Raw genomic sequence first — 18,666 nt, 5'->3', positions numbered from 1 at the left:
TCAAAATGTCAAATCAATATCTTGACCCAAGCTTGAAAATTTTTTCATTAAGTTCGAACCGTGCATTAGCGCAAGAAATTGCTGATGTTGTAGGATTGGAACTGGGGAAATGTACGGTCCATAACTTTAGTGACGGTGAAATTCAGATTAATATTGAGGAAAGCATACGTGGCTGTGATGTCTATGTTGTACAGTCAACATGTTCCCCAGTTAATCATAATTTAATGGAACTTTTAATTATGATTGATGCTTTAAAAAGAGCTTCCGCAAAGACAATTAACATTGTTTTACCTTATTATGGTTATGCACGTCAAGATCGTAAGGCTAGAGCAAGAGAACCAATTACAGCGAAACTTGTTGCCAATCTAATTGAAACAGCAGGGGCCACTCGCCTTATTACATTAGACTTACATGCACCACAAATTCAAGGCTTCTTTGATGTTCCGATTGACCACTTAATGGGTGTGCCGATCTTAGGGGACTATTTTAAAGCAAAGAATTATTCAAAGGATGAAATCGTCATTGTTTCTCCTGACCATGGTGGTGTTACGCGGGCTAGAAAGCTTGCGGATCGTCTGAAGGCGCCAATTGCGATTATTGATAAGCGACGCCCACGTCCAAATGTGGCGGAAATTATGAATATCGTTGGGAATGTAGATGGTAAAGTTGCTATTTTAATTGATGATATTATTGATACAGCGGGAACCATCACCCTTGCTGCAAAGGCACTTGCAGATAATGGAGCAAAAGAAGTGTATGCATGCTGTACACACCCCGTTTTATCAGGACCGGCTATTGATCGGATTGAGAGCTCTAATATTAAAGAATTAGTGATTACAAATTCTATTGCTCTTCCAGAGGAAAAGAAAATTGATAAGATTAAAGAGCTTTCTGTTGCTTCTCTATTAAGTGAAGCCATTATCCGTGTTCATGAAAATCTCTCAGTTAGTACGTTATTTGATTAATTGTTTGAATTTTAATTGAAAGAAAGGATCAAAATCTTGTTTTTAGGTTTTAGATCCTTTCTTCCTCTATCTTTATTTGTAACACTTAAAAGCCCAATTGACAGTGAAAATGGATATAGAAAAATGCGAATAAGAGCATCTATAAAAGTGGCTGACATATGGACATTTGGGTGGAGACTATGAGAAAACCCTAATTGAACAAAGGATATGCTTGCATTTTGTGTTGATCCTTTCTTCAATTAGGGTTTTTTTGTTTTTCAAAACAATAAAATCCTAGTTTGTGGGTAAACTTGTATGATATCGTGTTCGATGTCTAGCTCTAAGCGCCATCGGTGTGAGGCGAGTCCATCGGCGTTACGACGCACAGGTGTACTAGTGCAGATGAAGGCAGGATGTCAGTTGAGTCTGCTGCCAGGCGCATGCTTTTAGCTGATGTTCTACTTTAACCTGGGCCAAAGATAGGCAAAGAATGCCTATCTTTGGCCCAGAACATTTAAGGAGATGTTAGGGGAGGGGATAGCAGATGTGACATCCTCAATACTAGTTTTAATCTTGCTGAAAGAGATATAGCCATGCGGGAGCAATAACTAACAGAATGTTAGGATATTATTTTGAGATAAAGGAGCAATTATATGTTTAAACAGCCTTATATCTATACAATAACAAATTGGGACCAGGCCGACGAATGCCTGAAATCATCTTATCAGACCATCTTTTTATTAACTGGGAAAATGATGGAATTACCAGAGTATGTTTATCATTTGCAAAATGCAGGCAAGACCGTGTTTGTCCATGTTGACTTTATTACTGGGATTGAGAGCCATACACAGGATGGTATGAGTTATGTTGCTGAAGTGATTGCGCCAGATGGTATTATTAGCACACGGAGTCAATCAATTATTCAAGGTAAGAAAAATGGATTAAAAACGGTTCAGCGTATTTTCCTTATTGACACACATGCAATGGAAAAGGCAATTGAGACAGCAATCAAAATCCAGCCAGATGCTATAGAGGCGATGCCAGGCTTGATGCCGCGTGTGATTAAGGAGCTAGTCAACAGTGTCCCTTTTCCTGTGGTGGCAGGTGGTTTATTCAAAACAAAGGAAGAAATGAATGCAGCTTTGCAGGCAGGAGCAGCAGCTGTTTCAGCTAGCCATATCAGCGATGACTAAAGAAATATAAAAAAGGGACTTGAAATTGTAAACGATTTCAACGATAATGAGTAATAAGATTTCCAGCGCAGGAATCTAGCGCTTATTATCGCAGTTTAATAGAATAATAAAAATCCGGGTGGAGACGAACTGAGACAACCCTAATGCGAATTGATATTTGTCAATTCGTATTAGGGTTGTTTTCTGTTTTCCGGATAAAACACAAAACGATGAGGGGATTGAGGGGTAATGAAGAAGTCACTAGTTGTGTATCTTGGTTTCATAGTTATGTTATTAGTTGGCTGTCAGAATGGTGCTCAAGACACAAGTGGGGATGAAAATGATGCAAATGAAGCAGAAGTAGTGGATGAATCTGTATTCGATGAACCTGTTACATTAACGCTTTGGAATAAGGCGATGGGGATTATTGATCAGGAGATGGCCGATGAGTTATTTGCTCCAGCCCTTGAAAAGTATCGGAATCTCTCGATCGAGATGTTGAAAGACGTCAATATCGAAGAAATGATTGCATCTGGTAAGGTGCCTGATTTGATTGCAACCAGTAATTATAGCTTATTAGAGCAGATTGACATGGAGCTCGTAGGGGACATGTCTGAGTTTTTTGAGACAAGTGGCCTCTCTCTCGATCAGTTTAACCCGGCTATTGTAGAAAACCTGAATAGTTTTGCGGAGCTGACAGGGAAACCAGGAGCTATTTATGGAATGCCTGTTTCTATGAACCAAGGAGTCCTTGCTTATAATAAAGATATTTTTGATCAATTTGGTGTTTCTTATCCAGAGTCAGGGATGACATGGGATGAGGTGATCGAGCTGTCTAAACAGGTGACAGGAAATGTCGGTGGAACAGATTATATTGGATTCTCTCCAGGAGGGCCGCAAATCATGTCTCGCCCAAGATCCCTGCCAGTTGTCGATGAAAATGGCAAGGCAACCATTAATACACCTGAATATCAAGAGATTTTTAGACAGCTTGAACAGTTATACCAGATGCCCGGGGTTGTAAACGAGGAACAGTATAATTATAATTTCAATTATTTTATGGAAGAGCGGCGCTTGGCGATGGTGCCATATTGGTTTGCTGCCTTTACAAGTCGGATTCCTATCATGGAGGAAACTGGAGTAAACTGGGGCCTTACAAGCTTTCCAACAACATCTGAGAATCCAGACCTTGGAAGAGAAATTGACTATCATTTATTTTTAGTACCTGAAACAGCTGAAAATCGCGAAGCGGCAATGCTCGCAGTGGCAGAGCTTGTGACAGAGGAGGCGCAAACATATCTTGGGAAAGAGGTGCTTCGTTTGAGTGTACTTGATAATGAAGAAATTCGCGGGGCTTATGCAGAAGGAGCAGGTTTATATGAACAAGAGGTACTCGATGATATATTTTCTGTTGAGCCAGCCCCAACTCCAACACCGACACTGTATGACGCTGATATTTACTCTATTTTAGGAGAGGCCCAGCGCAAGCTTGCGATTGACAAAGTAGATATTAATACGGTTCTCCGCGAAGCGGAAGAAGAAGCAGATAAAAAAGTCCAAGAGTTACAAGAGAAAGAAAATTAACCTGATGAGATAATTGTTTAAGGGCCATGTTCCTTTTAAGCTGAGTATATTGCAATAATCTTCAATTCAAATAACAGCAGAAAGGGTGCACCACTCTTCGGTATATAGGGTGGAGGTTCTGTCTGGAATATATTTTGATGGGAAAGCGCTAGCGAAGAGTGCTTACTTTTAATGGAGAGAGGGAAGAAGATGCCTACATCTTTAAGCCAATAAAGTTACTTGTTCTTTTAGGATTGATAGGAATGGTGTTAATGGCTTGTTCAAACAATAATGGCAGCAGCGGTGCATCAGAAATTATCGCCCCTGATTTACAAGAGGATTCTGCAGAATCATCGCAAGAAGAAGCGACAAATGAAGAAGAGCCCGTTGTGATCACGATGGTGGATCGCTGGGATGAGGAGCGAATGCAGGATCGAATGGGGTTAGTGAACCATAAGATGGGTCATGTGTCACTTCAACATATTCAAAGTGATGTAACGTCTGAGAACCTGCAAGAGGTTATGGCTAGTGGTGTAACACCGGATATTATTACAGGCGGAGGGGTGCATATATTAGAAGATTTAGATATGCTACTTCCTTTAGATGATCTAGTTGAACAGTTTGGTTTTGATTTAGACAGCCTTGATCCTGGGCTTGTGGCACATATCAGAGCGCTCGATCCAGCTGGAGAAGGGCGATTAATCGGTATGCCGGATGGAACGGGTTATGCCACACTATATTACAACAAAGAAATCTTTGATCTGTTCGGGGTGCCTTATCCTGATCCAGAAGAGAGTATGACTTGGGACGAATTACTTGATTTAGCGCGAGAGATGACAGGAGAACGAAATGGAATCAATTATATTGGTTTGCAGTTAAGCGGAAGCGACTCTGTTCGCGGCTCTTCCATTTCTTTGCCACTGCGTCAACTAGCCATTAATGCGACTGATTCTGAGACTGGAGAGTCTCTTGTGACAGAAGACCCGCGTTTTAAGCAATACTTTGAATTGCTTTATAAATATTATCGAATTCCTAGTATCTACGAGTGGCAAAAGGATCATGATGGCAATATGTTCCAGGATAATATGGCAGCTATGGCGATTGATTGGCAATCTTTCTTAACTGGGGAATATGGAGAAATGGAGTATACAAGAGAAAATATTGAAATTGCTCCACAGCCAGTTTGGAAAGAGCAGCCAGATACGGGGCATTATCTCGGAACGACACCAATGATGATTAATAAGCATAGTGACAATATTGAGCTTGCTTTTGAAGTGTTGATGGAATACGTCTCGAAAGAAAACCAAACAAGAAGGGCACGTACGGCAGCTGGTGGGCCTGCTTATATTGATGCAGAGCTGGAAGCACAATATGGACAGGACGATCCGGGCTATGAAGGCAAGAATGTCCTAGCATTTTATCAGCGGACACCAGCCGAATATGAACAAGTTAGCCGTTGGGATTCATTCGTTAATTATGATGAAACAATCTTGAAATTAGCAGAAACAGACATTGATGTGAATACAGCATTAAGAGAACTGGAAGAAGAGATCAATGTTGCTGTTGAAGATGCGAAAGCCCAGCAATAAAATGTTTGAAAACGAAATCTAATTGTGTTCAAACTGCTTTTTCTAGAAAGCTAAGACTTACTTTTTAATTCCGCATATTCAGAGTATTTCCGAATTTGAAACCTTTTCATTAGAAGTTTATTTTCTAATGTGGTAGGGTATAGATAGAAGTATAGTATTTTGAATAATTGCGAGAGGTCGTGTCATTAATGGAATCAGTTTTAGCTGCAAATCGTCGTGAACACGGACGTCGTTCACAATTAACAGAAATTCGCGAGCGTGGAGATATCCCCGCCGTTGTATACGGTTACCGAGTTGAAAATACACCTATTTTCATCAATAGCATTGAATTTATTAAAACGATGCGTGAGGTCGGAAGAAATGGTGTTATTGCTTTAGATCTGGATGGAAAGAAAACCAATGTTATTCTACATGAATATCAACAAGATCCAATTAAAAATGAAGTAACACATGCCGATTTTCTAGCGGTTGATATGAAACAAGAAATGGATGCTCTTGTGCGTGTTGAACTAGTTGGGGAAGCGGAAGGTGCTAAGCAAGGTGGCGTCACCCAGCAAGTCCTATACGAACTAAGTGTGACAGCAACACCAAGCAATATCCCAGAAGTCTTCGAAGTGGATGTTACAGATCAACAAATCGGTGACACCATAACAGTGGGAGATATTAAAGATAAATATAATATCACGATTAATCATGAAGAAGTAGAAACAATTGTCACTGTACAGCCACCGAGGGAAGAAGTGGAAGAATCTACTGATTCAGATACTCAAGCTGAACCGGAAGTCATTGGTGAAGACAAGTCTTCTGAAGAATAATTATAAACAAGGTTTTGATTATATAAAAGTGAGACTGCGCAGCCGAAGCAAGGCTGCGCTTTATCGCTGTGCTCTTTTACAAGATTAAAAAAGATAAAAAATTTGGCTAATGGCGGATCTACCTAAAACCAAGGCGCTTGCGCTTTTGTTCTTGTTAAGGAAACTATAAAATTGTCGCTTGTGGATAAGTTGTAATTTTGAGTTTCGTTGTCTAGCTCCAGGCGCCATCGGCTCGAGGTCAAATAACCTGAGCCAATGAAGGGCAAAGAACGCCTTTCTTTGTCTCAGAACATTTGCTTGTCGCCGATAGGCGGGCGCCTTGCGCTTTTCTTGTTGTTAAGGAAACTATAAAATTCTTGGCCTGTGGATAACTGTTTACGTTGCGGCTTGACATCCAGCTCCAGCGCCCAGCGACTAGCAAACTTTCGGTTTCTTCCTACGATAAGTCAACATCCATTCGCTTTCCAAGCTCATGGTGTTTCCTTTATCTCGTCAGAACCCTAAAAAGTTTGTACGTCGCTAAACGGGCGCTTGCGCTTTTGTTCTTAAAAAGGCAGTTCTCTTAGGATCGACTTTCCTGTATAATAAAGGGAATGGTCATTGTGTGATATATTGGAGTGTATAAAAGATGAAATTAATTGCTGGATTAGGAAATCCGGGTCGATCATATAATCGAACAAGGCATAATATTGGCTTCGAAGTGGTAGACCAATTGGCTGATCGATATGGTATCCCGTTAACAAAGGCAAAATTTAATGGGGTGTATTCTTTGCTTCACCATAATGGAGAAAAGATTCTTCTTGTAAAACCTCTCACCTTTATGAACTTATCGGGAGACTGTATTCGCCCTATGATGGACTATTTTGATATAAAGCAAGAAGATTTATTAGTGATTTATGATGATTTAGATTTACCGGTAGGGAAGATTCGTTTGCGACAAAAAGGAAGTGCTGGTGGCCATAATGGCATAAAATCAATGATTGCCCATTTGGGTACACAAGAATTTAATCGAATTCGCGTGGGGATTAATCGTCCGCCTACGGGCATGACTGTACCGGATTATGTATTAGGGGAATTCCATAAAGAAGAATGGCAACACATGCAGCCTGTGATTGATAAGTGTGCGGATGCTTGTGAGGCTTGGTTTGAAAAGCCATTTCTTGAAGTGATGAATCAGTTTAATATCTAATGATGAATAACTCTTTACAAACCTGTTCATACTATATGAACCGATTGTTTTTGTAAGGAGGCGCGTTTTTATGAAGGTTCAGTATTTTTGCCGTCATTGTGCTACAGAAGTTGGAAAAATTGATGGTGAACTACTTACAGAGGAAGAATTAGGTATTCATCAATTAAATGAGATTGAAAGACAAGAAATGATCACTTATAGTGGAAATGGAGATATCCAAATTCAAACTATTTGTGAGAATTGCCAAAAGGCTTTTGAGAAAAACCCTGATTTGCATCAGTATGACTTTTTTATTCATTAAACGCTTTGGACTGTTATCCAAAGCATTTTTCTGTTAACAAAATCAGTCTTTTTATTATTGGGTATTTTATCCCGCATTAACGGACCAATAATCCCCCCACTGATTGAAGTTTCACTTTATACATTTAAATGTGGGTCTGATTCAATAAAAGTCAAAACCGGACTTTCTTGTTTCAGGACATTTGAGCTAACAAGGGCGCTAGCGCTTTTGTCAAAGCTTTTTAGAAAAAGGAGTAAGGTATGGAAGCATTAACAAATTTAATTTCACAACAAACAGAAATACAATCAATTTTATCAGGAATAGATGAGAATTTAGAAGAGCAGCTTGTTTCGGGATTAACCGGTTCTGCAAGATCCGCCGTTATTGCATCTGTTGCGAATAATACAGAGAAGTCAATCATTGTCGTGACACATAATCTTTTACAAGCACAGAAGATATATGAGGATTTGCAGCAATTAATGAGTGAGGAACGCTTATTTCTTTATCCGGCTAATGAATTGATTGCCGCAGAAATTGGTATCGCAAGTCCTGAGCTACGTGCGCAACGAATTGAGACGCTGAATTATATGGCATCTGGTCGGCCCGGTGTTTTTGTTGTGCCTGTTGCAGGTCTGAGGAGAATTTTGCCTACTCCAACTGAATGGCAGAAACATTTACTGGCTATTGAGGTTGGCGGAGAATTAAATGTAGAGAAAGAGATACTACGATTTGTAGAAATGGGATATCAACGGACAGATATGGTCAGTGCTCCAGGTGAATTTAGTATGCGTGGGGGAATTATTGATATTTACCCATTAACTGAAACAGACCCGATTCGAATTGAATTGTTTGATACAGAAGTAGATTCTATTCGAACCTTTTCTTTGGAAGATCAACGGTCAAAGGAAAAGAGAGAAAGGATATTGATCGGCCCTGCTACTGAATCACCTGTTGGCAGCGCACAGCTAAAGGCGATTGCCACAAAATTGGAAGAGTCCCTTGCCAAGTCTTTAAAAAAATTGAGAAGTCAAGATGCAAAGGAAAGAATGGCAGAGAAGATTGGGTATGACTTAGAACAATTGCGGAATGGGCAGAAGCCAGAGCAATTTTTCAAGTACTTGTCTTTTGATTATGATCCGGCAGCAAGTTTACTAGATTATCTTTCTACCAACGGTTTACTTATCTTCGATGAGATGAGTCGTATTCAAGAAATGAATGAAAGATTGGAAAAGGAAGAAGCAGAGTGGTATACATCCTTATTGGAACAAGGAGAAATGGTGCATGATGTTCCTGTATCACTTCAGTTTTCGGAATTGCTGACCACCCATCGATCACAGCCTAAAATTTATCTTTCAATGTTTTTGCGCCATATAGCGAATACCAATCCACAAAATATCTCCAATATTTCTTGTAAGCCAATGCAAAACTTCCATGGTCAAATGCATGTGTTAAAGGGAGAAGTAGATCGCTGGCATCATAACCAATATTCCGTTATTTTTTTAGCTCCTAACCAAGAAAGAGCTGAAAAGTTACATTCGGTTTTAGAGGATTACGAAATAGAAGCAGCCGTTGTAAAGGAACCCTCAATAAGGGACTCCGGGATTCAAATTATGATCGGTTCACTGACGACAGGTTTTGAATTACAAGGATCCAGAATGGCTGTTATTACGGAAGAAGAAATTTTTAATAAAACAACAAGAAAAGTAAAAAGAAAGCAAAAGTTATCAAATGCTGAACGAATTAAAAGTTATTCTGAATTACAAGTAGGCGATTATGTTGTTCATGTCAATCATGGAATTGGAAAATACCTTGGTATTGAAACACTTGTCATTAATGGGGTGCATAAAGATTATTTGCATTTAAGGTATCAAGGCAGTGACAAGCTATATGTACCCGTAGAACAAATTGACTTAGTGCAAAAATATGTCGCCTCTGAGGGAAAAGACCCTAAAATCTATAAATTAGGCGGCAGTGACTGGAAACGTGTTAAAAAGAAAGTGGAAACATCTGTTAAAGATATTGCAGATGATCTGATTAAGCTATATGCAGAAAGAGAAGCGGCTAAAGGCTATGCTTTTTCGCCAGATGGTGATATGCAAAGAGAGCTAGAAACCTCTTTCCCTTATCAGGAGACAGAGGATCAGCTGCGTTCTATTGTGGAAATTAAGCGAGATATGGAAAAGGAAAGACCGATGGATCGACTTTTATGCGGAGATGTAGGTTACGGAAAAACTGAAGTCGCCATTCGAGCAGCTTTTAAAGCGATTATGGAAGGAAAACAGGTCGCGTTTCTTGTGCCAACGACAATATTAGCCCAGCAACATTTTGAAACAGTGAAAGAGAGATTTCAAGACTATCCTATCAATATTAGTTCCCTTAGCCGATTCCGAACGAGAAAGCAACAAACGGAAACAACAAAGGGCTTAAAAAATGGAACGATCGATATTGTAGTTGGAACACATCGGCTTTTATCTAAGGATGTTCAGTTTGCAGACTTAGGGTTATTAATTGTGGATGAAGAACAACGTTTTGGTGTAACCCATAAGGAAAAATTGAAACAGTTAAAGGCTAATATTGATGTATTAACCCTTACAGCAACGCCAATCCCAAGAACTTTGCATATGTCAATGCTAGGAGTACGAGATTTATCTGTCATCGAAACACCACCGGAAAATCGCTTTCCAATCCAAACATACGTGATGGAGTATAATGGCTCCCTTGTCAAGGAATCAATTGAACGGGAACTTGCCAGAGGAGGCCAAGTCTATTTCTTATATAATCGTGTCGAGGATATCGAGAGAAAAGCAGAAGAAGTCTCTTTACTTGTACCTGATGCGAGAGTGGCCTATGCCCATGGGCAAATGACAGAGACAGAATTAGAATCAGTGATTCTTAGCTTTCTTGATGGGGAATTCGATGTATTAGTAACAACAACGATTATTGAAACAGGTGTCGATATCCCAAATGTGAATACACTAATTGTTCATGATGCTGATCGGATGGGACTTTCCCAACTCTATCAATTAAGAGGACGAGTCGGGCGTTCCAATCGCGTTGCTTATGCGTATTTTACGTACAGAAGAAATAAAGTGCTGACAGAGGTCGCAGAAAAAAGATTACAATCAATTAAGGAATTTACCGAATTGGGTTCAGGCTTTAAAATTGCTATGCGAGATTTGTCAATTCGAGGCGCCGGAAATCTGTTAGGATCTCAGCAACATGGATTTATTGATTCAGTAGGTTTTGATTTATACTCACAAATGCTGAAAGAAGCGATTGATGAGCGCAGGGGCGAGATTACTCAACAACAGCCGCCGGCATTTGAAGTGGAATTAGAACTGGATGCCTATATTCCGGATACTTATATTAAGGACGGACGCCAAAAAATTGAGATGTACAAACGTTTTAGAAATATTGATACATTAGGTGAACTTGGAGAACTACAAGAAGAAATGATTGATCGCTTTGGCGATTACCCAGAGCAGGTCGAACTATTATTTACTGTGGCTGAAATGAAAGTATATGCAAAAGAAGCCAAACTGGAATCGATCAAACAATCCAAATCCGAAATTGCTATTCACATGTCAGAGCTAGGCACAGGTGAAACCGACGGCTCGAAGGTATTTAAGATTTGTAGCCAATTTGGCAGAAAAGTGGGTCTTGGTATGGATGGCTCTCAATTAAAAATTACCATCCAAATCGGGAAAATGAACCAACAAGAATGGCTGGAAATGGTTAAGAAAATAATGAAAGAACTAAAAACAGCTAGTCGCTGATATTACAAAATAAAACATTTTTGCATACCCCGACCAAAAAAATAAGTGAATTTATGAATAGAACTCTTCATCTGAAAGATACTAAATTTAACAACCGTTGGAAATGAAAGCAAAATAGCAGAGACACTTCCTTAATTGGTAAAGATTTGCCAATCATGACTATCGGATTGTGTTTCTGAAAATCATCAGATGAAAGTGAGGCAACATAAGATGAAAGCAACTGGTATCGTTCGTCGAATCGATGATTTGGGAAGAGTGGTTATCCCAAAAGAAATCCGCAGGACCTTAAGAATTCGAGAGGGGGATCCACTTGAGATCTTTGTGGATCGAGACGGCGAGGTTATTTTAAAAAAATATTCACCTATTAGTGAATTGGGGGATTTTGCTAAGGAATATGCAGAAGCCTTATTTGAAAGTTTAGGCAGTTCTATTTTAATTTGTGACCGAGACAGCGCCATTGCTGTTGCTGGAATTTCTAAAAAGGACTATTTGAATAAACATAATGGTGAAGTGATTGAGAGATCGATGGCGGATCGTACTTCCCGGATTGAAAAAAATGCCGGAAATACGATATTAGTGGAAGGGAATCAAGAAGAACTAACCTCATATGCTGTTTCACCGATTATTGCGAGCGGTGATCCGATTGGAGCAGTCGTTATCTTCTCTAAAGATCGCACAATTGGCGAAATTGAACAAAAATCCGCCGAAACAGCCGCCAGCTTTTTAGCAAGGCAAATGGAATCTTAATAAGAAAAGCGTAGCCGACTGTTTCAGCTGCGTACAAACTTCGGGTCCTCCTTAGTCGATTGTTCGACGAAAAGAGGACCCTTATTATTTCAGTTATGTCCGAAGGGGAGACATTTGATTTTGAATAATTTATACGAATACATTGAAATCAATCAAAAAAAGTCCATTAAATTCTTTTCATTTAAAGCAAAAGATACAGAAAGAATTATTCCTATGCATTGGCATCATAGCCCTGAATTTATTTTTTGCAGAGAAGGTAGCTTAAAAGTTTGGTATGAAGGAAGAAAGATTATAATGAATAGTGGTGATCTGCTATTTATTAATTCGGATACACCACATTCTACCCAGAGCATTACCCATAATCATGTATCTATTATACAGTTTCCGGAAAATTTCCTTAAGGAAGAAAAGGTCTCAATCCGATTAAGTACTTGTGAAAGCCATGAGCAATCTAAAATATTAGATGAAATTAGACAGCTCATAATCGACATTAAAGCGTATCATTTATCGCAGAATGAGTATGACTACTTAATGGAACGAAGTAAAGTACTGAACTTAAAATATTTGCTGGTTACCCATTTTGCTTCTAACAATAACGAAAAAGATAAACATCAGGAACGAAAGCAATTAAAGCAGCTTGAAATTGTTGTAGAGTATCTAAAAAAACACTATAAAGAAAATCCTAGTCTAAAAGAAACTGCTTCTGCTTGTGGTTATTCAGAAGCCTATCTCTCTCGTTTATTTCATTCAATCACTGGACAGACATTCTTAGATTTCAAAAGAAACCTTTGTTTAGAAAAGGCCATTGTGCTTATGGATACGACTGATAAGACACTTACACAAATTGCATATGAATCAGGTTTCTCAAATGTAAAGTCATTTAGGAACTATTTCCAATTAACTATGAACATCAATCCTAAATACTATAAAAGGTCAAAAAATGACCCTTAAATAGTAAAAAAGTGCAACGCCCTATTTACGTATTCCTATTATCATTGTTGATATAGGTCATTTAAATAGCATGAATTGACATAAATACTATTACAGAAATGGGGTAAAAAAATGAGTAATACTGATTATAAAAAAATTGCTCAAGATGTCATTGAAGGCGTCGGCGGGAAAGACAATATTATATCGATGGCCCATTGTGCGACCCGGCTAAGGCTAATTGTCAAAGACCGGGATGTGATTGATGACGAAGTGATTGAGGAGATCGATATGGCTAAGGGCGTCTTCTTTACTTCCGGGCAATACCAAATTATTTTTGGAACCGGTACCGTGAATCGGGTCTATGAAGCAATGCTTCAAGTAGGAATTTCTGGTACGACAAAATCAGAATTAAAAGAGATTGCTTCAGACAAAAAAGATGACAATATCTTCTTGAAAATAATTCGTCTTTTTGGAGATGTATTTGTACCAATTATTCCAGCGTTGGTCGCTACCGGATTATTTATGGGGGTAAGGGGGTTAATTTTACAGCCTTCGATCCTAGCGTTTTTCGGTTTAACGCCAGACAGTATTTCAGATAATTTCATTACATTTACTGAAATCTTAACGGATACTGCGTTTGCTTTCTTACCAGTACTCGTTTGTTGGTCAGCGTTCAAAGTGTTTGGAGGCTCTCAATTATTAGGAATATTATTAGGATTAATGCTTGTCAACCCTAGCCTGCCAACTTCATGGGATGTTGCACAAAATGTAGAAGAACCAATAAAATTCTTCGGATTTATAAAAGTTGCTGGTTATCAAGGCTCAGTCTTGCCCGCATTTATCGCAGGAGCATTGGGTGCGAAGGTCGAAACATTTATCCGTAAAAAGGTACCGAATGCACTCGACCTAATCCTTACACCCTTTTTAACATTACTTATCATGATCGTTCTAGCCTTTTTCCTAATTGGACCTGTCTTTCATGAAGCAGAGTTATTATTATTAACTGCTGTTACGTATATTTTAGAATTACCATTTGGAATTGGTGGTCTAGTTTATGGTGGTATCAATCAACTTATTGTTGTAACAGGACTACATCATCCATTGAATTTAATTGAGATCCAAATGCTTGCAGATACAGGCAAAAACTTAGTTAACCCAATTAGCTCGGCCTCTATTGCTGCGCAAGCTGGGGCTGCATTTGCAGTTGCAGTAAAATCAAGGAATATAAAGACAAAGGCGATTGCTTTTCCATCAACCTTTTCTGCTTTATTAGGAATTACAGAACCAGCAATCTTTGGTGTGACACTACGTTATGGAAAACCGTTTATTATGGGATTAATTGGTGGAGCAGCAGGTGGGTTTGTTGCCGGTTTACTTCAATTATCAGCAACAGGGATGTCGATCACAGTGATTCCTGGACTTTTGCTTTACTTAAATAACCAAATTTTTGGCTATGTTTTAGTTTGTGTTATCGGATTCGCTGTAGCCTTTATCCTAACGTATCTTTTTGGTTTTAAAGATAAACAAAAAACGAACTAATTAGGAAGGATTTTTACTGATGGAAAAAAATGGACTTCTAGCTCTGATTGATTCTCTTTCTGTTGAGGAAAAAATTGGTCAACTTGTACAACTAACTGGAGATTTCTTTGCGAATGGGACTGAGACCACTGTTACGGGTCCGATCAAAAAATTAGGACTGCACGAAGAGTATAATATTTATCATACGGGTTCCATCCTAAATATTACGAGCGCCGATGAAATAATAAAGATTCAAGATAAGTATCTTAAAAACTCAAGCCATAAAATCCCTTTGCTTTTTATGGCTGATATCATTTATGGATTTAGAACGATCTTTCCTATTCCATTGGCACAGGCTTGTAGCTGGAACTTCCCTTTAATTGAAGAAGCAGCTTCTGTAAGTGCCAAGGAGTGCTATGAGGAAGGGGTACATGTTACGTTTGCCCCTATGGTCGATATTGTAAGAGATCCTCGGTGGGGACGTGTCATGGAGTCTCCAGGAGAGGATCTCCTAATAGCCGAATTATACGCCCAGAGTGTCGTAGAAGGGCTTCAGGGAAGTTCGGAACAGACCACGATACCGGAAGATAAAATTGCAGGTTGTGTAAAGCATTTTGCTGCCTATGGAGCTCCTGTAGCAGGACGTGAGTATAACGCAGTTGATATGTCTGAACACATGTTGCGAGAAGTATATCTACCAAGTTACTTAGCAGCTGTGAAAGCAAAAGTAAAGCTTGTGATGACCGCTTTTAATACACTAAATGGGATTCCTTCAACCGGAAATGAATGGTTAAATAAGAAAATATTACGAGATGAATTTGGATTTGCAGGTGTTCTGATTTCCGATTATGCGGCTGTTGAAGAATTAATCACTCATGGATATGCAAATGGTGCGCAAGAAGCCGCTCAACTTGCTTTAAAAGCTACGGTTGATATTGATATGAAAACTTCTGTTTTTGCAAATGAATTAACAGCCGCCGTTCAATCCAATGAACACATGATGACATTGTTAAACGAAGCGGTATATAGAATTGTCAACTTGAAAAATGAACTCGGTCTATTTGAAGATCCTTATAGGGGATTAAAAAATAAGTCAGCGGGAAGCAGTAGTATCTTAAGTAAGGAACATAAGGAAACAGCCTTAAGACTTACTGAAGAATCAATTGTTTTATTAAAAAATGATGGCATCCTCCCACTTGAAAAAGATAAAAAGGTAGCCATTATCGGACCTTATCATGATGAAACATCTACTTTAGGTATGTGGGCAATAAAGGGCGATGTAAAAGATACCATTACTCTAAAAGAGGGGGTCGATAAGATCTCCAAGAATGACCATAATCAATTTTGTAGAGGTTCACACTTATTAGAGAAGGGTTCAACGAAATCGCTTGGAAAATTTGAAGAGCAAATTCCTGATGAATTAATCAGTCAGGATGAATTAATAGCAGAAGCGGAAACAGTAGCTGAGAACGCAGATGTTGTGATCTTGGCATTGGGTGAAAGCATCTATCAAAGTGGTGAAGGTGGATCACGTACAGACCTTACACTCCCTAGACCCCAACAGGAATTATTCGAGACTATCAGTGCATTAGACAAACCACTCATTACCATCATTTATAGTGGCCGCCCATTGATCTTAACGGATGTTGAAAAACACTCAAATGCACTTATTCAGGCATGGTTTCCTGGTACTATGGGTGGGGAAGCCTTAGCGAATATACTTTACGGTGTGACGAATCCATCAGGGAAGCTTTCAATGTCCTTCCCAAGAAGTATGGGACAAATACCAGTCTTTTATAGTGAGTTAGGCACAGGTAGACCAGACTTAGCTGAAAATGGTTATTATCGCTTCGCTTCACGTTATATTGATGAATCCAATAAACCATTGTATCCCTTTGGTTATGGAATCTCGTATACAAACTTTAAATATAAGAATCTTTCTCTCAATAAGAAGCAGATGAACAAACATGATGAATTAGTTGTAACGGTTGAAGTGGAGAACATAGGAAATTATGATGGAGAGGAAATCGTTCAACTCTATTTAAGAGATCACTTTGGTAGCACTGCAAGACCTGTTAAGATTCTGAAGGACTTTAAAAAGGTGTTTATTGAAAAGGGTGAAACGACAACCATTTCGTTTACAATCATCGAAGAGCAACTAAAAATCTATCGTAGTGATTTGAGTTATGCTAGTGAGATTGGTAAATTTGATGTTTTTATTGGCACAAGCAGTGAAGACTTACCGTTAAAAGCAACCTTTGAATTGGTGGGCGAGTAAGAAATGCTAAATGAAGACAAAAGGCTTCGATTGCTGGCAGAGGAAGAAGTGGAGAAAAATAAAGCGTTAGTAGAAAAAGACCCGTACCGCCTCCATTATCATGTGATGCCGCCGGTTGGTTTATTAAATGATCCAAATGGGTTTATTCAGTGGAACGGAATATACCATCTCTTTTATCAGTGGATGCCATTTAAGACAGGTCATGGTGCAAAGTTTTGGGGGCATATTTCATCCAAAGATCTAGTTCATTGGGAAGAGCAACCTATTGCGCTAACACCTTCAGAATGGTTTGAAAAAAACGGCTGTTATTCAGGAAGTGCAATTGAACATAACGGGAAGCTTTATTTGTTTTATACCGGCAATGTGAAAGATGAAGACCGGAATCGACAAACCTATCAATGCTTGGCCATCAGTGAGGATGGTATCGACTTTTCTAAAAAAGGCCCGATTGTACATCTTCCAGATGAATATACAGCCCATTTCCGAGATCCGAAGGTTTGGCAGCAAAATGGAGCGTATTTCATGGTTATCGGTGCTCAAACAACTGAATTAAATGGGGCAGTGGCACTACTACGTTCTGAGAATCTTACTGATTGGACACATATGGGGATATTAGCAGGAGGGGGAAAAGGATCCTTAGGGCAATTCGGCCATATGTTCGAATGTCCGGACCTTTTTAACCTGAATGGAAAAGATATATTAATTTTCTCTCCCCAAGGGCTGTCTGCTCAAGGGTTCAAATATCAAAACGCCTATCAGTCAGGATATGTAGTAGGAACATTCGATCCGGAAACGACAAGCTTTCAGCATGGACCCTTCGATGAATTAGATCGTGGTTTTGATTTCTATGCTCCTCAGACCACCCTAGATCAAAAAGGAAGAAGAATATTATTTGCCTGGATGGCTGTACCAGATCAAAATGAACAAGAGCATCCGACAATTCCCTATAAATGGCTTCATAATATGACCCTTCCACGTGAATTAAAATTAATCGATGGGAAAATATATCAAAAACCGGTAAAAGAGTTAGAACAGTTACGGGGAGGGTTGCCTGACTCCCATCATTTGGAATTAGTACAAGAAACCATTAACTTAACAGGTGTACATGGAAAAAAGCTCGAACTGATGATTGATCAGATCAATGTTGTGAAGGGAAGCTTTTATATTACGATTGGTGGAACAGCAAGATTAATTTATTCAAAAGAGGATAGAATTTTTACCCTAGAACGACAGAGCTATGCCGACGGATTAACGGAGAAGCGCCAATGTTATGTTGAGGCACTAGCTTCACTCCAGATATTTATCGATACGTCTTCAATCGAAGTATTTATAAATGGTGGTGAGGAGACATTCACTGCCCGGTTTTACCCTTCTCTATTAGATGACTCTATTCTTTTTGGGGCATCGAGTAAAAGTCAGGCAACTGTACTAAAGTGGACACTAGCAAACCAATAGATTACAGAGAATGTTCAAAAATTCCGGTAAAAATGACACTGTGATATAAAGGAACTTCGACTAAGTACCGACACGTCCTGTGTCGAACGCCGAAGTCACCACACACGCGCAAGTTCGTTGGCTTGTTTCTACGCTCCTTGGAAAAGAAAACTACTTTCCCTTCGTGCGATGCAGGTTCAGGGTAGCCTTCCTTGTGCTTATGTATTTAAAAGCATACATTCTGCTGCTTGAATACCAAGGGAAAGATCTCCCATTTAAAACCGCCTACGTCCTGTAGGCAACGCCGACTTGGTCCTTTTTACCCCCCTTTTTTGAACACACACTTACATGGAGGTTTGAAAAATGTTACGAAAATTATTTGGGAAAGAAAAACCAACAGAAGAAATAATGAAAGCCCCGGTCAATGGAAA

General features: G+C 39.2%; 13 protein-coding genes. All 13 read left to right on the top strand.

The window, feature by feature from the left end; all coding sequences use genetic code 11:
- Window positions 1–5: 5 nt before the first annotated feature.
- Entirely contained in the window at window positions 6–965 is a 960-nt protein-coding gene (locus IPU53_RS21095) for a ribose-phosphate diphosphokinase (protein ID WP_207452981.1), read from the top strand.
- Between the two features lie 632 nt (window positions 966–1,597).
- Complete coding sequence (locus IPU53_RS21090; protein ID WP_207452980.1) at window positions 1,598–2,137, top strand: glycerol-3-phosphate responsive antiterminator; 540 nt, start codon at window positions 1,598–1,600, stop codon at window positions 2,135–2,137.
- A gap of 228 nt (window positions 2,138–2,365) precedes the next feature.
- Window positions 2,366–3,700: an ABC transporter substrate-binding protein gene (locus tag IPU53_RS21085; RefSeq protein ID WP_207452979.1), complete on the top strand. Its 1,335-nt coding sequence runs from the start codon at window positions 2,366–2,368 to the stop codon at window positions 3,698–3,700.
- A gap of 251 nt (window positions 3,701–3,951) precedes the next feature.
- Window positions 3,952–5,268 (top strand): ABC transporter substrate-binding protein, encoded by a 1,317-nt coding sequence (locus tag IPU53_RS21080; protein WP_207452978.1) that lies wholly within the window; start codon window positions 3,952–3,954, stop codon window positions 5,266–5,268.
- A 188-nt stretch (window positions 5,269–5,456) separates the two neighbouring features.
- On the top strand, window positions 5,457–6,083 hold the full coding sequence (locus IPU53_RS21075) for a 50S ribosomal protein L25/general stress protein Ctc (protein WP_207452977.1): 627 nt from the start codon (window positions 5,457–5,459) through the stop codon (window positions 6,081–6,083).
- Between the two features lie 628 nt (window positions 6,084–6,711).
- Complete coding sequence (gene pth / locus IPU53_RS21070; protein WP_207452976.1) at window positions 6,712–7,272, top strand: aminoacyl-tRNA hydrolase; 561 nt, start codon at window positions 6,712–6,714, stop codon at window positions 7,270–7,272.
- A gap of 70 nt (window positions 7,273–7,342) precedes the next feature.
- A complete protein-coding gene (locus IPU53_RS21065) occupies window positions 7,343–7,573 on the top strand; it encodes an anti-sigma-F factor Fin family protein (protein ID WP_207452975.1) in 231 nt (76 codons plus the stop codon).
- Between the two features lie 239 nt (window positions 7,574–7,812).
- The gene (gene mfd / locus IPU53_RS21060; RefSeq protein ID WP_207452974.1) at window positions 7,813–11,328 is read left to right on the top strand and encodes a transcription-repair coupling factor; all 3,516 of its coding nucleotides are present in this window, start codon (window positions 7,813–7,815) and stop codon (window positions 11,326–11,328) included.
- 210 nt (window positions 11,329–11,538) lie between these two features.
- Window positions 11,539–12,075 carry a stage V sporulation protein T gene (spoVT, locus tag IPU53_RS21055; RefSeq protein WP_207452973.1) on the top strand — a complete coding sequence of 179 codons (537 nt, stop codon included), beginning with the start codon at window positions 11,539–11,541 and terminating at the stop codon, window positions 12,073–12,075.
- Window positions 12,076–12,195: 120 nt separating this feature from the next.
- Window positions 12,196–13,026, top strand: coding sequence for an AraC family transcriptional regulator (locus IPU53_RS21050; protein WP_207452972.1), 831 nt, complete (start codon window positions 12,196–12,198; stop codon window positions 13,024–13,026).
- A 111-nt stretch (window positions 13,027–13,137) separates the two neighbouring features.
- Window positions 13,138–14,544 carry a sucrose-specific PTS transporter subunit IIBC gene (locus IPU53_RS21045; RefSeq protein WP_207452971.1) on the top strand — a complete coding sequence of 469 codons (1,407 nt, stop codon included), beginning with the start codon at window positions 13,138–13,140 and terminating at the stop codon, window positions 14,542–14,544.
- A 19-nt stretch (window positions 14,545–14,563) separates the two neighbouring features.
- Window positions 14,564–16,801, top strand: coding sequence for a beta-glucosidase BglX (gene bglX, locus IPU53_RS21040; RefSeq protein WP_207452970.1), 2,238 nt, complete (start codon window positions 14,564–14,566; stop codon window positions 16,799–16,801).
- 3 nt (window positions 16,802–16,804) lie between these two features.
- On the top strand, window positions 16,805–18,256 hold the full coding sequence (locus IPU53_RS21035; protein WP_207452969.1) for a glycoside hydrolase family 32 protein: 1,452 nt from the start codon (window positions 16,805–16,807) through the stop codon (window positions 18,254–18,256).
- Window positions 18,257–18,666 lie beyond the last annotated feature (410 nt).

The organism is Bacillus sp. SD088 (genome assembly GCF_017355205.1).
Taxonomy (GTDB): Bacteria; Bacillota; Bacilli; order Bacillales; family Bacillaceae_C; genus Lederbergia.
This window is presented reverse-complemented; position numbering and strand designations above follow the sequence as displayed.

Bases quoted from the DNA above. Each gene is read 5' to 3' on its own strand.
- IPU53_RS21095 (WP_207452981.1), top strand. From the start codon at position 6: ATGTCAAATCAATATCTTGACCCAAGCTTGAAAATTTTTTCATTAAGT.
- IPU53_RS21090 (WP_207452980.1), top strand. From the start codon at position 1,598: ATGTTTAAACAGCCTTATATCTATACAATAACAAATTGGGACCAGGCC.
- IPU53_RS21085 (WP_207452979.1), top strand. From the start codon at position 2,366: ATGAAGAAGTCACTAGTTGTGTATCTTGGTTTCATAGTTATGTTATTA.
- IPU53_RS21080 (WP_207452978.1), top strand. From the start codon at position 3,952: ATGGCTTGTTCAAACAATAATGGCAGCAGCGGTGCATCAGAAATTATC.
- IPU53_RS21075 (WP_207452977.1), top strand. From the start codon at position 5,457: ATGGAATCAGTTTTAGCTGCAAATCGTCGTGAACACGGACGTCGTTCA.
- pth (WP_207452976.1), top strand. From the start codon at position 6,712: ATGAAATTAATTGCTGGATTAGGAAATCCGGGTCGATCATATAATCGA.
- IPU53_RS21065 (WP_207452975.1), top strand. From the start codon at position 7,343: ATGAAGGTTCAGTATTTTTGCCGTCATTGTGCTACAGAAGTTGGAAAA.
- mfd (WP_207452974.1), top strand. From the start codon at position 7,813: ATGGAAGCATTAACAAATTTAATTTCACAACAAACAGAAATACAATCA.
- spoVT (WP_207452973.1), top strand. From the start codon at position 11,539: ATGAAAGCAACTGGTATCGTTCGTCGAATCGATGATTTGGGAAGAGTG.
- IPU53_RS21045 (WP_207452971.1), top strand. From the start codon at position 13,138: ATGAGTAATACTGATTATAAAAAAATTGCTCAAGATGTCATTGAAGGC.
- bglX (WP_207452970.1), top strand. From the start codon at position 14,564: ATGGAAAAAAATGGACTTCTAGCTCTGATTGATTCTCTTTCTGTTGAG.
- IPU53_RS21035 (WP_207452969.1), top strand. From the start codon at position 16,805: ATGCTAAATGAAGACAAAAGGCTTCGATTGCTGGCAGAGGAAGAAGTG.